The sequence below is a fragment of the Acidihalobacter yilgarnensis genome, from assembly GCF_001753245.1.
Taxonomy (GTDB): Bacteria; Pseudomonadota; Gammaproteobacteria; order DSM-5130; family Acidihalobacteraceae; genus Acidihalobacter; species Acidihalobacter yilgarnensis.
On record NZ_CP017415.1, the window covers coordinates 636,031 to 650,899 of the forward strand.

12 protein-coding genes are annotated in these 14,869 nt (G+C 62.0%); 4 read left to right on the forward strand and 8 right to left on the reverse strand.

The genetic code is table 11. The features are described from left to right. Positions 1–54 precede the first annotated feature (54 nt). Positions 55–1,254, forward strand: coding sequence for an MFS transporter (locus BI364_RS03095; RefSeq protein ID WP_197495829.1), 1,200 nt, complete (start codon positions 55–57; stop codon positions 1,252–1,254). Between the two features lie 37 nt (positions 1,255–1,291). Further along, positions 1,292–1,924, forward strand: a complete 633-nt coding sequence (locus tag BI364_RS03100; RefSeq protein ID WP_070077511.1) for a LysE family translocator — start codon at positions 1,292–1,294, stop codon at positions 1,922–1,924. Between the two features lie 37 nt (positions 1,925–1,961). On the opposite strand, the gene BI364_RS03105 is transcribed toward BI364_RS03100, so the two are convergent. The 7 genes from BI364_RS03105 to BI364_RS03135 form a co-directional block, all read right to left on the reverse strand. After that, positions 1,962–3,338, reverse strand: a complete 1,377-nt coding sequence (locus BI364_RS03105) for an NAD-dependent succinate-semialdehyde dehydrogenase (RefSeq protein WP_070077512.1) — start codon at positions 3,336–3,338, stop codon at positions 1,962–1,964. A 26-nt stretch (positions 3,339–3,364) separates the two neighbouring features. Continuing rightward, a complete protein-coding gene (locus tag BI364_RS03110) occupies positions 3,365–5,026 on the reverse strand; it encodes an acetolactate synthase large subunit (RefSeq protein WP_070077513.1) in 1,662 nt (553 codons plus the stop codon). A gap of 56 nt (positions 5,027–5,082) precedes the next feature. Then, entirely contained in the window at positions 5,083–6,585 is a 1,503-nt protein-coding gene (locus tag BI364_RS03115; RefSeq protein ID WP_233279572.1) for an FMN-binding glutamate synthase family protein, read from the reverse strand. A gap of 79 nt (positions 6,586–6,664) precedes the next feature. Continuing rightward, entirely contained in the window at positions 6,665–9,367 is a 2,703-nt protein-coding gene (locus BI364_RS03120) for a putative bifunctional diguanylate cyclase/phosphodiesterase (RefSeq protein WP_070077514.1), read from the reverse strand. Between the two features lie 107 nt (positions 9,368–9,474). After that, positions 9,475–10,317, reverse strand: coding sequence for a pirin family protein (locus BI364_RS03125; protein ID WP_070077515.1), 843 nt, complete (start codon positions 10,315–10,317; stop codon positions 9,475–9,477). A 59-nt stretch (positions 10,318–10,376) separates the two neighbouring features. Next, positions 10,377–11,471 carry an alkene reductase gene (locus BI364_RS03130; protein ID WP_070079850.1) on the reverse strand — a complete coding sequence of 365 codons (1,095 nt, stop codon included), beginning with the start codon at positions 11,469–11,471 and terminating at the stop codon, positions 10,377–10,379. Between the two features lie 126 nt (positions 11,472–11,597). Then, positions 11,598–11,903, reverse strand: a complete 306-nt coding sequence (locus BI364_RS03135; RefSeq protein ID WP_070077516.1) for an ArsR/SmtB family transcription factor — start codon at positions 11,901–11,903, stop codon at positions 11,598–11,600. Positions 11,904–12,026: 123 nt separating this feature from the next. On the opposite strand from BI364_RS03135, the gene BI364_RS03140 reads away from it, so the two are divergent. Next, positions 12,027–12,677: a hypothetical protein gene (locus BI364_RS03140; RefSeq protein WP_070077517.1), complete on the forward strand. Its 651-nt coding sequence runs from the start codon at positions 12,027–12,029 to the stop codon at positions 12,675–12,677. 4 nt (positions 12,678–12,681) lie between these two features. On the opposite strand, the gene BI364_RS03145 is transcribed toward BI364_RS03140, so the two are convergent. Next, entirely contained in the window at positions 12,682–13,482 is an 801-nt protein-coding gene (locus BI364_RS03145; protein ID WP_070077518.1) for a 2OG-Fe(II) oxygenase, read from the reverse strand. A gap of 98 nt (positions 13,483–13,580) precedes the next feature. On the opposite strand from BI364_RS03145, the gene BI364_RS03150 reads away from it, so the two are divergent. Continuing rightward, complete coding sequence (locus BI364_RS03150; protein WP_070077519.1) at positions 13,581–14,786, forward strand: BaiN/RdsA family NAD(P)/FAD-dependent oxidoreductase; 1,206 nt, start codon at positions 13,581–13,583, stop codon at positions 14,784–14,786. Positions 14,787–14,869 lie beyond the last annotated feature (83 nt).

A 14,869-nucleotide genomic window follows, 5' to 3' on the forward strand; every position in this document is an offset into this window, starting at 1 on the left:
CGTGCGCTCAGGTGGCGTATCCTGCCTGCCCCAATCGAACGATCACAACACCTTGTGAACAAGCCCCTTGCTCCAGATGCCACCTCTTCTCCCAATAGCCAGGGGATCAGTCCCGCACTGGTATTGGCCATGGCCATCGCCACCGGCGTTACCGTTGCCAATATCTATTACGCACAGCCGCTGCTCGATACCTTGGCCAAGGCCTTCGATGTACCGATTCACACCGCCGGACTCATCGTCACCGTCACCCAACTGGGTTATGCCGCTGGACTGATGTTCCTTGTGCCTCTCGGAGATATGATCGAGCGCCGCCGCCTGGTGGTGACGGTCACACTGCTGACCAGCGTGGCGCTCGTCGGCGCGGCGCTGGCTCCTAGCATTGAGCTGTTTTTCGCCGCCTCGCTGGCGATCGGCGTCACTTCCGTGGTGGTACAGATCCTCGTGCCCTTTGCCGCGCATCTCGCCGCCGACCATGCGCGCGGACGCGTGGTGGGCCGAGTGATGAGTGGTTTGTTGCTCGGCATCCTGCTGGCGCGCACGGTGTCCGGTCTGATGTCGGATGCCTTCGGTTGGCGCAGCATGTTTTGGCTTGCGGCTGGCGTGATGTTGATTCAGGCCGCAGTGCTCGCGCGCGTGCTGCCCCGCGATCCTGGCAAGGCACAGGTTTCCTATCCGGCCTTGCTGCGCTCGGTGCTACATCTGTTGCGCGACGAGCCGGTGTTGCGCCGACGCATCGTGTACGGTTTTTGCGTATTCGCCAGCTTCAGCGCCTTATGGACCGCCTTGCCCTTTTTGCTTGCGGCACCGCCCTTCGGGTACAGCCTCGCGCGCATTGGCGCCTTCGGCCTGCTTGGTGTGGCCGGTGCGATGGCGGCCTCGTTCGCTGGGCATTTGCATGATCGCGGCTATGCCCGTGTCGCGACCGGTGGTTTCATCGCGCTGGTCATGCTGGCCTTCGCGCTAATGGGGCTGTTTCCGCACGCACTGGCGGCGCTGGTGGTCGGTATCGTGGTGCTGGATCTTGGCGTGCAGGGCACCCAGATTCTGAACCAGAGCGCGATCTATCAGCTCAGCCCAGAGGCGCGCAGCCGCCTGACTACGGCCTACATGACCTGCTATTTCGCGGGTGGCGCAGCCGGTTCCGCGGGCGCGGCCTATGCTTATAGTCTCGCGGGTTGGGTCGGCGTATCTTGGATCGGCGCCACGCCGCCATTGCTGGCGTTACTCTACTGGCTGACGGAACGTCGCCAGTGAGATGTCTATTCAAATAGCAGTTTAACCGGAGTGACCCATGAGCCTGCAACTCTGGCTGATCTATGCCACGACGGTGTTCGTCCTGAGCATGATTCCCGGCCCGTGCATGCTGCTCGCGGCGACCCATGGTATGCATCATGGCGTGCGCCGTACCCTAGCCACGACCTTCGGCGCGATATCCGCGCTGATCCTGATGATGCTGGCCTCGGCCGTTGGCTTGGGTGCGTTGCTCGCGACCTCTGAGCCGGCCTTCGTGGCCATCAAGTGGGCGGGCGCCGCCTATCTGGTCTACCTTGGCATCAAGACTTGGAGAACGGTCGGTGAGTCTGTCGGGCTGAAACAGCCTGGGATGGGCGCGCCGCATCGGTCGCTCTGGCAGCTCTACCGGCAAGGTTTTTGGGTGGCCGCGAGCAATCCCAAAGCCATTGTCTTCTTCGGCGCGTTGTTTCCCCAGTTCATCGATCCTGCACGCCCGCAATTCATGCAGTACGCGATCCTCTGTGGCACCTTCGTAACCTTCGAGAGCGCCTGGCAAATGGCCTATGCCTTCGGCGGCACGCATTTGGCCGCGTGGTTCGGCAAGGCGGGCCGTGGCACACTCTTCAATCGGCTGAGCGGTGGCCTGTTCGTGGGGCTCGGGGTATTGCTCTCGACGGTACATCGAACCTGAATATTTCGGGCGATGTCCTGAGCGGTGTGCCCGGTATTCAACTCGGGGCTTCGACCCAGACCGCGTGGATGTTGACGAATTCGCGGATGCCGTAGATCGACAGCTCACGCCCATAGCCAGAATGGCGAATGCCGCCGAAGGGCATGCGCGGGTCCGACTTCGACATACTGTTGACGAAGGCGGCGCCGGACTCGATTTCGTGCGCTGCGATGCGCTCGCCACGTGCGAGGTCTCGCGTCCACACCGAGCCGGAGAGCCCGAATTCGGTGGCGTTGGCCACGCGGATCGCCTCAGCTTCGTCGGGTACCCGGATCAGCGTGGCGACCGGGCCGAACAATTCTTCCGACCATGCGGCCATGCCGGCTTCAACGCCCGCCAGCACGGTGGGCGGGTAAAATGCGCCGGGCCCTGTGGGCACCTCGCCACCAGCCAGGATGCGCGCGCCGGCGCGCGCGGTGCGTTGCACCTGATCGGCCAACTCATCACGCAGATCGACGCGCGCCTGCGGGCCGACCTGGGTTGCCGCGTCCATCGGATCGCCCATGCGCAGCCGGTGAACCGCTTCGACGAAACGTCGCTCGAAGTCGTCGTAGACCGCGTCGACCACGATGAAGCGCTTGGCTGCGATGCAGCTTTGGCCGCTGTTCTGGAAGCGCGCCGTGATGCCGGCCTCCACCGCGCGGTCCAGATCAGCGTCCTCGAGCACGATGAAGGGATCGGAGCCGCCGAGTTCCAGCACGCATTTTTTCAGCGCGCGACCAGCTTCCGCTGCCACCGCGCGTCCGGCACGCACACTGGAGGTGATGCTGACCGCGGCGATGCGCGGGTCGTGAATCGCTGCGGTGGTCTCGGGGATGTCGATCAACAAGCTGCGGAATAGGTGTTCAGGGAAGCCGGCCTCGCGGAACAGCGTCTCGATCGCCAGGCTGGAGCCGAACACATTGGGTGCGTGCTTGAGTACTGCGCCGTTGCCCGCCATCAGCGTCGGTGCGGCGAAGCGCAGGACCTGCCAAAACGGATAGTTCCACGGCATGATGGCCAGCACCACGCCCATCGGACGGAAATTGACGAAGCTGCGATGAGCCTCGGTCTCGACCGTTTCGGGTGTCAGGAAGGCCTCGGCATGGTCGGCGTAGAAGCGGCAGACCCAGGCGCATTTTTCGATCTCGGCGATGCCTTGCGCATGGAGCTTGCCCATCTCGTGGCTCATCAATGCGGCGTATTCGGCCTTGCCGGCGAGTAGCTGGTCGGACAGCGCATGCATTCGCTGTGCGCGTGCCGCGAAGGACATCTTGGCCCAGGTGCGCTGGGCTTCGACGCAGCGGTTGAGGGCATCGTCGACCTGCACCCCGGTCATGGCCGCGTAGGTCGCGACCGTTTCTCCGGTCGCGGGGTTAATGCTGGGAAATGACATGGAAACTCCTCGGTTTGCGGTCCGCCTCAGATGAGGCAGGTCTTCGCAGTCAGTTCATCGGTCAGCACGCGCGCGTTTTCGCTGTAGTCCACGGGCACCTCGATTAGCTGTACGCCGCCGAGCGCGAAGCAGCGTTCGATCAGCGGTGCCAATGCGTTGCCATCGGTGACGCGATGGCCGCCAGCGCCGTAGCTCTCGGCGTAACGCACGAAGTCCGGGTTGCCGAATTGCAGCCCCCAGTCGGCATGCCCGGAGACGGCTTGTTTCCAGCGGATCATGCCGAATGCATCGTCACGCAGCACTAGTATCACGAGATCGATGCCGAGTCTAACGGCGGTTTCGAGTTCCTGGCTGTTCATCATGAAGCCGCCGTCGCCGCAGACCGAGAGCACGCGCGTGTCCGGGTTAAGCAAGGCCGCCAGGATGGCGGAGGGCAGCCCGGCACCCATGGTGGCCAGCGCATTGTCCAGCAGTAGTCCATTGGGGTGATCGGTCAGGTAATTCCGTGCGAACCAGATTTTGTACATGCCATTGTCGAGCGTGACGATGCCGTCCTCGGGGATGGCGCGGCGTACGTCGGCGACGATGCGCTGTGGCGCGAGCGGGAAGCGCGAGTCGTCGTTGAGATCGCTGATATGCGCGAGGACCTCTTCGCGCATGCGCATAAAATAGTTGAAGTCGTGATGGGGAGAGGGTTCGATACGCTCGGCCAAATGCTCGAAGGTGGCGGCGATGTCGCCGATCAGTTCAAGCTGGGGAAAGTACACCTCGTCGACGACCGCGCTGCTGAAGTTGACGTGGATTGCGCGGGCGCCGTTGGGGATCATCAGGAACGGCGGTTTCTCCACCACATCATGCCCGACGTTGATCACCAGGTCGGCGCGGTCGATGGCGCAGTGGACGTAGTCGCCGGCGGAGAGTGCGGCGGTTCCGATATAGCGTGGGTGGGATTCGCCGATGATGCCTTTGCCGAGCTGCGTGTTGAAGTATGGAATGCCGGTTTTGTCGACGAAGCTGCGCAAGGGCTCGATGATGCGCTTGCGGTTGGCGCCCGCACCGATCAGCAATAGCGGGCGGCATGCCGTCGCGATCATCTCCACGGCCCAGTCCAGCGCCTGCGGATCGGGCGCTGGCCGACGCGGGATAGCGATATCGAAGAGGTGGGCTTCGGGCACGATCTCGCCCGCAACATCCTCCGGCAGCTCTAGGAGGACCGCGCCGGGGCGTTCCTCCTGCGCTACGCGGAAGGCCTCGCGCACCAGTGCGGGAATGGTGTGTGCGGACACGATCTGGCGTGCCGATTTGGTGATCGGCCGCATCATCTCCACCACATCGATAATTTGAAACCGCCCCTGCTTGCTCTTCTTGATGGGTTTTTGGCCGGTGATCATCAACATCGGCATCGCGCCGAGCTGACCGTAGGCAGCGGCGGTGACCAGATTAGTCGCACCGGGGCCAAGCGTTGCCAGGCAGACGCCCGGTCGTCCGGTCAGCCGGCCATAAGTGGCGGCCATGAAGCCGGCTGCCTGCTCGTGGCGGGTGAGTATTAAGCGAATGGATGATTGTCTAAGGGCTTCCAGCAGGTCCAGGTTTTCTTCTCCGGGAACACCGAATACGTATTCGACGCCTTCATGTTCGAGCGCGCGGACGAGCAGTTCGGCGGCCTTGATTTCATGATATTGCTGCATCGTGTACCCCGTGGTCTGGCAGGTTATGAAGGTTTGCCTGTGAGTCGTGCGTATGCCTAGGCTTGGTTTTGTTGAGGCGGGGGGTGACGCTCGGCCAAGGATACGGGCATAAGTGCGCCGCCAACGAGCAAGCAGTGGCGTCGCTCCAGCGCGAGTGGATGGGCCACGCCGCAACTGTGGGCGATCATCTCCAGTCCGTGGCGCATCTCGGCGACGTAATTGGCTACGCGCACGGCCTTTTCCCGCGGATTGAGGCCGCGTTGCAGGCGTTCGTTGTGGGTTGTGATGCCGGTGGGGCAGGTGTTGCGGTTGCAACGCAGCGCTTGGATGCAGCCGAGGGCGAACATGAAGCCGCGTGCGCTGACGACGAAATCGGCTCCGGCACAGAAGGCCCATGCCATTTCGACCGGCGTGACGAGCTTGCCCGAGGCGATGACCCGTACGCGTTCGCGCAAGCCATGCCGCGCAAGTGCGTCGACTACGGCTGGCAGGGCGAGGCGGATGGGCAGGCCCATAGCGTCGATCAAGGCGAGAGGGGCCGCTCCGGAACCACCCTCGGCCCCGTCCACCGTGATGAAATCGGGGGCTGCGTCCGGGCCGCGCGCACGGATCTCAATACAGAGCTCGTTCAGCCAGGCCGGGTCGCCGACGACGCACTTGACGCCGGTTGGTTTGCCGGTGATCCCGCGCACGCGGCCAATGAAATCGAGCAATTCACCCGTCGTGCCGACTTCGGGGTGTCGATTGGGGGAAATCGAGTCGGTATCCGGCGAAATACCGCGGATGCGCGCAATTTCCTCGGTCACCTTGGCTGCTGGCAGAATGCCGCCCTTGCCCGGTTTGGCGCCCTGGCTGAGTTTGATTTCGATCATGCGTACTTGTTCGTGGGCCGCGACCTCGCGCAGGCGTGCTTCGTTCAGTGTGCCGTCTGGTTCACGCACGCCGTATTTGGCCGTGCCGATCTGGAACACGATGTCGCAGCCGCCTTCCAGGTGGTACGGCGACAGGCCGCCTTCACCCGTGTTCAGCCAACAACCCGCTAGCGCTGCGCCGCGCGAAAGGGCGCGTACCGCGGGGGTGGAGATAGCGCCATAGCTCATGCCGGAGATGTTGATCAGCGAAACGGCTGTGTAGGGTTGTGGACAGTTCGGGCCGATGACCCTCGGTGGTGCGGGGTGGGCGTCGTGTTCCTGCACCGGAAAGGGGGCATTGACGAACAATAGGGTGCCGTTCTGCAGCAATGGCTGTGTCGAGCCGAAGGCGACGGTGTTGTTGCCGCCCTGGGCGGAGCGATAGACCCATTCGCGTTCGGTGCGGTTGAAGGGCAGTTCCTCGCGATCCAGGGCGAAGAAGTACTGCCGGAAAAATTCGCCGAGCTTGGTGAAGATCGTGCGAAAGCGGCCGAGAACGGGGAAGTTGTGGCGAACCGCATTGGTCGTCTGCGAGAGGTCGATTACGAATAACGCGACGATGACGAGGGCGGCGAGGCCGACGACCAGGATGAAGGTGGTGGCTAGAATGTCGGGCGTGCGCCGAATGATGTCGATAAGTGGATCCAAGGCGCCGGTCCTCGCTGTGGGGGCGGGGATGCCGATCGGCCAGGAGGCCGGATCACCATCCAATCGACTGATGCATGAATCAGTCTTGTCGATTAGAGGGTGGGGTCTGCTTTTGGTTCGTTCGCATCGTCTCGGTTTTGCGCGAACATGAGTTCGTGGGGGGCAGTGGGCGGCTGAAATAGTAGCCCTGGTACTGATCGCAGTGCTGTTCACGGAGAAAGTCGAGCTGCTGTCGAGTTTCGACACCCTCCGCCACCACGCGGATTTTGAGGCTGTGTGCCATGGCAATAATCGCCTTGACCAGTGCTTCGTCATCGTGGTCGTTGACCAGATCGCGCACGAAGGATTGGTCGATTTTGAGCTTGTCCACCGGGAACCGTTTGAGATAGCTGAGGCTGGAATAGCCGGTGCCGAAATCGTCCAGCGAGAACTCGACGCCCATGTCTTTGAGGCTTTGCAGCATGCGGATGGATGAGTCCAGGTTTTCCATGATCACGCTTTCGGTGATCTCCATGCCGAGGCGTTGCGGGTCGATGCCGGTGCGCTCGATGATGTGTGTGAAACGCTTGACCAGATCACCCTGCCGGAACTGCCGCGGCGAGAGGTTGACGACGACACGGCCGGAGAACTGCTTGGTCTTGTCCCATTCGCGGATCTGGCGGCAGGCGGTTTCGAGCACCCATTCGCCGATCGGCAGGATCAGGGACGAGTCTTCGGCGACCGGGATGAAGCGTGCCGGCGAGACCACACCCATGACCGGGTGGGTCCAGCGCAGCAGCGCCTCGACGGCCATGATTTCCCCGCTGGCCAGCGATACGATGGGTTGATAGTGCAGCGATAGTTCGTTGCGTTCGAGCGCTCGCCGCAGATTGTTTTCCAGCATCAGTCGGTCGGCGGCCTTGGCGTCCATTTCCGGCGAGTAAAAGCGGTAGTTGTTCCGTCCGGAGGCCTTGGCCTGATACATCGCGGTGTCGCTATTCTTGAGCAGGGCGGTGACGTTGTGTCCGTCCTCCGGGTAGATCGCGATGCCGAGGCTGGCGCCGCTGTGTAATTCGTGGCCTTCGATGGTGTAGGGCTCGGTCAAGGTGTTGATGATCTTTTGTACCGCCGTGGCGGCATCGTCCGGATGCTCGATGCGCGAGAGGATCACGATGAATTCATCGCCGCCCTGACGCGCGACCGTATCTTCTTCGCGCAGACAACCTTTTAGACGGATGGCCACGGAGCGCAGCAGGGTGTCGCCGAGGGTGTGACCCAGCGAGTCGTTGATGGTTTTGAAGTCGTTGAGATCAATGTAGATCACCGCGAAGCGCTCGCGGCGTCGATGATTGGCGTGTATCGCGTGTTTGATACGATCTTCGAGCAGGGTGCGGTTTGGCAGATCGGTCAGCGGATCGTGCGAGGCGATGTGCAGGATGCGTGCCTCGGTTTCCTTTCGCCGGGTGATGTCTTGCAGGGCGAGGATGAATTTGTGACGCCCGGCGAGCACCATGTCGCTGATACGGGCCTCGACGGGCAGTTCCTGTCCATTGCGGCGGATGGCTGTGAGTTCGAAGCTGCTGGGTGGCGTGCCCAGGTCGCGACGGGCGACGTGGTGCTCGATGCGTTCACGGTACTCGGGATGGTTGCCCGGGTTGATGAGATCGAGCATGTTGCCGCCGAGCAGTCCGCCGGGCGGGTAACCAAACAATCGCTCGGCTACCGGGTTGAGGGATTCGATGGTGCCATCCTCGGCGAGGGTGATGAGGCCTTCGTCGATGTTGTCGAGTATGGTGCGCGTCCTCGTTTCGCTATCGCGCAACCGTTCGCTGGCATGGCGCGCTTCACGCTCCGAAATGGCCAGCTTGCGAACCAGCGGATTGACCAGCCAGTAAAGCATCAATAGTCCGGCGGCGAGGAAGAACAGCAGCATGTAGCTGACCTCGCGCACCTGTTCGTAGATGGGGGCATACAGCTCGTCGGTGTCGACCTTGAGGACCATGCCCAGGCCTAGTTGGCCTAGCGGAGCATAGGCCGCGACGACCTCGCGGCCGCGGTAGTCTCGGGTCGTGGTGAGCCCGGTTTCACCCTCGAAGGCATAGGCCATGGGGAGTCTGCGACCATTTTGCACGAGAGGGACGTCGAGATAGACCCGGCGACTCAGTGCCGCAGGGAAGCATTGCATACCGCTATTGGCATTGCCGCAGACGACCAGTTCGCCGGTCTTGCCGAGGGTTTGGGTGTCGCGCAACATCCGGGTCAGTTCGGGCAGCCTCGATTCGGTCAGCACGTAGCCGACCAGCCGATGTCGGGCATCCAGCATGGGGCGTTCCTGGGAGAGGACGAAGCCGGAATCGCTCCACATCAGGTGTACTGCGGTATCCAGTCGTAGCGGCACGGTCAGTTCCGGGTGCACGGCGGCAATGCCGGCGGCGGCGGCCGTGTGCCGGTCGGGCATGCTGAACCGTATCAGCGAGAAGCCGGTGGGCAGCAGAGTGTCGGCGGCGAGCTGCAGTGACTTGATGGCCTTGAAGTCATCGGGGTTTGCGTCCAGTTGCTTGAGCTGCGCGATGATGAAAGGCCGCGTGGCAACCAATTGATTGGCATCGAGCCTTTGCTGAATTTTGGCGTCGAACAGGTGGGTGCGGCTTTCAAGAGACAGTAGCAGGCTGCGATTGACGATGCGTTCCGCTTGGTGCTCCATGACCAGGAAAATGGAGAGGCTGGCCACCAGCGTCAGGGTGACGAGAATCAGGCCTGCAATAATACTGATGCGACGTTCACGCCGTTTACGGGTGTGCATCCAGGGGGCGCGCCTCTTGTGGTCGGTCAGCCTACAATTCTGATTGCTCTTATGAATTGACTATAGCACGCGCTGGAAAATCCCCTCGTTAGGCACGATGGTCGTTTTTAGGTATTCGCGAAGCGCCCACTTTGATAGTCCTCGAAGGCTTGGCGGATTTCATCCATGGTGTTCATCACGAAGGGCCCGCGCCGCGCAATGGGTTCGTTGAGAGGGGCACCGGCAATATAGAGAAAGCGCGCCTCTTCACCATCGGCTTTGAGCTCGAGCGTACCATCGCCCTCGATGATCACCAGTTGTCCGCGTTTTGCGTATCCCCCCTGGCCGTCCTGCAGTTCACCGTCGAGTACGAGCAGAAAGCTGGCTTGGCCCGCAGCTTCATGACGCGAAAATCCCCCGTTCGCTGCGAGTTCGACATCAAGATAGGTGACCTCGGTCAGCGTCTCGGCTGCGCCAGCCGTGCCCGCATGCGAGCCCGCGATGACGCGTACGCGAGCGTCACCGTCTTGCAGCACGGGAATGCGTTCCGGGGCGATGTCCTGGTAGCGTGGTGCGTGCAGCTTGAGCTTGGCTGGTAGATTGACCCAAAGTTGGTAACCCCACATCAGACCGGATTCCATTTCCGGCATTTCGCTGTGAATAATGCCGCGTCCGGCAGTCATCCACTGGACGGCACCGGGCGTCAACAGACCTTCCATGCCAGTGGAATCGCGGTGGCGCATGCGTCCGTGCACCATGTAGGTCACGGTTTCGAAGCCTCGGTGGGGATGCGGTGGGAAGCCGGCAATGTAGTCGTCTGCCTGCTCGGTGCGGAATTCGTCGAGCAGCAGGAAGGGGTCGATTTCCTCAAGCCCCGGACGCGCAATATAGCGCTTGAGACGGACGCCGGCGCCGTCGCTGGCGTCCATGCCTTCGAGAATTCGTGCGAATTTGCGATGTTTGTCTGACATGGGGAATCTCCTGAGGGCAGGGCGGGTTTTCACCCGCGCCGCCCGATCACGTTGTACGGTTACGCGGCCACGTACGCAGGGTAATCGATGTAACCTTTTTCGCCGCCGACATAGAAAGTGTCTTGGTCGGGTTCGGCCAGGGGGGCCCCGGTCGCAAAGCGCGCAGGCAGGTCCGGGTTGCTGATGAACAGTCGGCCGTAGGCGACCAGATCGGCGTGCCCCTGCGCGATCACTTCATTGCCGCGTGCCTGGTCGAAACCATTGTTGATCATCAGGGTGCCGTGGTAGCGCGGACGATAGTGCTGGGCCACGTGTGGGACCATATTGGGCATTTCGTCCACCGGGGCGAAGGGCTCCATCAAGTGGAGGTAGGCGAGCGCATAGTCGTTGAGACGTTCGATGACGTAATCGAATTGCGCACGGTTGTCACTCCCGGCGCCGATGTTGAACAGCCCGCTGGGAGATAGCCGGATGCCGACACGGTCGGCGCCCCAGATTGCGGTCACGGCATCCAGCACCTCGAATACGATGCGTGCGCGATTTTCGATGTTGCCGCCGTACTCGTCGGTACGTTGGTTGCTCGAATCGATGAGGAATTGATTGAGCAGATAGCCATTCGCGGCGTGTACTTCGATGCCGTCGAACCCTGCTTCCAGGGCGCAGCGTGCGGCGCGCACGTAGTCCTCGATGATGCCCTTGATCTCGCTATGATCCAGTGCTCGCGGCGTGACTGTCGGCTTCTGGCTGAAATCGGGCGCGTACAGCGTGGTTTCCGGGTTGACGGCCGAGGGCGCCACCGGTAGTTCGCCAGCATGGAAGTCTGGTAGGGAGATGCGCCCGACGTGCCAGAGTTGGCAGAAGATGTGCCCGCCTGCTGCGTGTACGGCATCGGTGACGTGGCGCCAGCCGGCCACTTGCGCATCCGAATAAATGCCGGGTGTGTTCGGGTAACCCACGCCCTGGGGCGAGATCTGGCTGGCTTCGGTGATGATCAGGCCGGCACCTGCGCGCTGGGTGTAGTAGGTGGTGTGTAGTTCGGTCGGCGCGTGTTCGGGATTGGTCGCGCGATTGCGCGTCAGCGGCGACATGGCGACGCGGTTGGGTAAATTGTAGCGGCCGAGTTTGACCGGGTTGAGCAGGGCTTGATCGGACATGTGCGACTCCTTGGAGCGTGTGAAGGCATCGGGTCGTGTTCCCGTGCCGGGCATGATGTCGGGTTAAATCGTAATATCTAGGAACATAGATGTATGCGTTCGGTTCCAGGCCAGCCCCGTCAGGGCTCAAATTTGGCCGGTGAAGAAATCTCCGAGTGCGCGCAGCGTCGCTTCGTTGCGGCGGTAGTAGGTCCATGGGCCTATACGTCGTGCCTCCACGAGTCCCGCGCGCTGCAGCAGGCTGAGGTAGCTGGAGACGGTGGATTGCGAAAGTCCGAGTTTTTCCTGGATCGCACCTACGCAGACCCCGTGTTCGTGCACGCGGCTGAGTGTTTCGTGGCCAGCGAAGTGGCGTTCCGGCTCCTTGAGCAGATCGAGTATCTGCAGGCGGGAGGCGTTTGAGAGCGCCTTGAATACGGTGACGTGATCCATGGGGGGCCAGTATACGCCAAGGTGGCGTAATATCGAAATATCTAGATATTTGTTTTTATGGTCTCGTTGATTGAGCCGGCTGGCTGAAGGATGATGCGCTTGCGGTTCGATGGCGAGGTTTAGATGACCGAGGCGGTTTTGATACTGGCGATAGTGCTCTGCTTTGGGGGCATGTTTTCGCTCTGGCGTGGTTGGCGTCACCTCGTTGCTAGGCGTCCATTGCGTGCGGGTGGGAGAGGGAGTATCGGATTGATACTGCTCGCCGTCGCGACCCTGGCGAGTCTTGCGGCATTGGATTTGGCGGGTTATCAGCGGTTGACGGCCGAGCGGCCGGTCGCGGTGATCCGCTTCGCTGCAGCCGGCCCGGCCACATACACCGCCCGCCTGACTACGGCATTCGGGGAAACAGCGAGCTACCGGCTGCTTGGGCAGGACTGGCGTCTGGACGCACGCGTGCTCAAATGGCGGGCCTGGGCCACGTTGCTTGGTTTCGAGCCTTTGTATCAGCTGCGCCGTCTGTCTGGGCGTTATGCATCGGTGGCAGATGCGCAAAGCCGGCCGCATACGGTCTATGCCATTGGACATGACCGTGGCCTCGACGTATGGATGTGGGCGCGCCGGCTGCACTTGTCCTTCGTCGATGCGGTGTATGGCAGTTCGGTCTACCTGCCGATGGCTGCCGGCGCCGAGTATCGCGTCAGTCTCGGCCCTACGGGGCTGATTGCCCGGCCGGAGAACGAGGCCGCGCGCCAGGCGGTAGCCGGCTGGCGCTGAGTTGTCAGATCCACAGCGCGCGTGGACCGAAATACGCCATGTCCTTGGTTCGCCGTGCAAGATCGGAAAACAGACTCGCGGAAGGATCGGTGCAATAAGTCATGCTGATGAGTACGCGGCGTTCGTCTGCCGCCAGCGGCGTGACGCGATGTAATACCCGGCAACCTTCAAAGATCACCAAGGTGTTGGGGGGCGTGGGAACGGCCACCGTTTCGCCGGCTTGTCGTGCGTGGAGGGTGGCCGAGGAGAGTCCACCGGGTGCCCGACCTTGATTTTCCACGGACAGGAGCACGGTGAAGTGGCGGCCCTGATAGAAGTCGTAGTCGTAGTGCCAGCCGATATGGTCGCCGGGGCGTTCGTAAAGGAGCACCGAACAGGCGCTTTGGTCGCCGACAGGGACCGGTACCAGAAGCTCGCCGACGATGCGTGAGCACAATGCCTGCAGGTCCGCTGACAGATAAAATCCGATGACCTCTGGCGCAACCGCAAGCAAGGTATCGTAGGACAGAGTGCCGCCGCGCTTGTGCCCAGGAATCAGACTGCGGTCGGCGGTGTGGCCCGCGAGGCCTGCCTCGCGCAGGGCGACAAAATTCGCCGGCGGCAGGCAGTTCGGGATGCTGGCGAGGTGTTCGGCAAAATCAGGGGGATCGCTCGCGAGGTTCGGGGCGGGATGGCTGTCCTGCCAGGCTTGAATTGCCGGCATGGCCTTGGAGACACGGCTGAGCCGGGTTTGCTGCCGGGAAAAGCGAAGCCAGGCGTAGGCCAGACCGAGTGTGGACAGGGTAAAGCCGAGGGCGAGAAACATGGCATACTCCGGGCGCTGATGAACAAGGCAGAGCCGATTTTCAGGATGACCAAATTACCGGATGCGTTTTACAGAAATGTAACCACGCGGGCGAATAGATGCGTTTCGATGTCATCGTAATCGGTGCCGGTGCGGCCGGTATGATGTGCGCCGCCGAGGCCGGTATCCGCGGAAGGCGTGTTCTGCTTGTCGATCATGCCGAGCGCATCGGCGAGCGCATCCGCGTCTCCGGTGGCGGGCGTTGCAATTTCACCAACCGAGAGGTTGGTCCGGAGAATTACCTTTCCCGCAACCCTCATTTTTGTCGCTCGGCACTCGCGCGCTTCACCCCCTGGGATTTTATCGCCCGTGTCGAACGGCGTGGCATCGCTTACCACGAACGCGATCACGGGCAGCTGTTTTGCGACGATACGGCCCAGGCGATCATTGATCTGTTGCGCGGCGACTGTGACGAAGCTGGCGTGCAGTGGGCGCAGCCTTGTGCAGTGCAACGTGTGCGACATTTGGGTGTTGTGGGAGAAGAGCGCTTCGAGGTCGAAACCGATGAGGGTATCTTCAGAACGACTTCGTTGGTGATCGCGACCGGGGGGCTGGCGGTGCCCAAAATGGGGGCGACACCCTTCGGTTATCGCCTGGCTGAGCAGTTCGGTTTGCCTGTGGTGCCGCCGATGGCGGCGCTGGTGCCGCTCGCGTTGCCGCCCGAGATGTTGGCGCAGCTCAAGCCGCTTTCCGGGGTGTCCGTGGCAGCGGCAGCGCAGGCGCCACCCGCCTCGCCAGAATTTCGGGAGGCCGTGTTGTTAACCCATCGGGGCGTATCGGGTCCCGCCATCCTGCAAGTATCGAGTTATTGGCAGTTCCAGGCCGCCACGGGGGCTCAAGGGCCGGTGCATGTCGATCTGCTGCCGGGCGAGGATGCCGCTGGTTGGCTGGCGGGACGGCAGCGTTCGCGAGCGTTGTTGTCCACCTTGCTGGGAGAACGTCTGCCGAGGCGTTTCGCCCAAGCATGGTGCGCGCTTGCCGGCGGCGATCGGCCACTCGATACCTATGCATTGCGCGATCTCGAAGCGCTGGGTGACAGGCTCAACGCCTGGTCGCTTACACCCTCGGGCACGCTTGGTTATGCCAAAGCGGAGGTGACGCTGGGTGGTGTCGATACCGATGCGCTTTCATCCAAGACGATGGAGGCTCGCGAGATACCGGGCCTTTACTTCGTCGGCGAGGTAATCGATGTCACGGGTTGGTTGGGCGGCTATAATTTCCAGTGGGCGTGGTCTTCCGGCTGGGTAGCCGGACAATTCGCCTGAGTCCCCCCGGTCTTCCGGGGTGCAATCGATTTGAAATAAACCGCGAATTGACCGGCCTGTTCGGATACAATGCGCGCCCTTGT

Excerpts from the sequence above, each read along its gene's own strand:
- BI364_RS03110 (WP_070077513.1), bottom strand. The coding sequence starts at position 5,026 with ATGCAGCAATATCATGAAATCAAGGCCGCCGAACTGCTCGTCCGCGCG.
- BI364_RS03100 (WP_070077511.1), top strand. The coding sequence starts at position 1,292 with ATGAGCCTGCAACTCTGGCTGATCTATGCCACGACGGTGTTCGTCCTG.
- BI364_RS03135 (WP_070077516.1), bottom strand. The coding sequence starts at position 11,903 with ATGGATCACGTCACCGTATTCAAGGCGCTCTCAAACGCCTCCCGCCTG.
- BI364_RS03130 (WP_070079850.1), bottom strand. The coding sequence starts at position 11,471 with ATGTCCGATCAAGCCCTGCTCAACCCGGTCAAACTCGGCCGCTACAAT.
- BI364_RS03145 (WP_070077518.1), bottom strand. The coding sequence starts at position 13,482 with ATGTTTCTCGCCCTCGGCTTTACCCTGTCCACACTCGGTCTGGCCTAC.
- BI364_RS03150 (WP_070077519.1), top strand. The coding sequence starts at position 13,581 with ATGCGTTTCGATGTCATCGTAATCGGTGCCGGTGCGGCCGGTATGATG.
- BI364_RS03105 (WP_070077512.1), bottom strand. The coding sequence starts at position 3,338 with ATGTCATTTCCCAGCATTAACCCCGCGACCGGAGAAACGGTCGCGACC.
- BI364_RS03140 (WP_070077517.1), top strand. The coding sequence starts at position 12,027 with ATGACCGAGGCGGTTTTGATACTGGCGATAGTGCTCTGCTTTGGGGGC.
- BI364_RS03125 (WP_070077515.1), bottom strand. The coding sequence starts at position 10,317 with ATGTCAGACAAACATCGCAAATTCGCACGAATTCTCGAAGGCATGGAC.
- BI364_RS03120 (WP_070077514.1), bottom strand. The coding sequence starts at position 9,367 with ATGCACACCCGTAAACGGCGTGAACGTCGCATCAGTATTATTGCAGGC.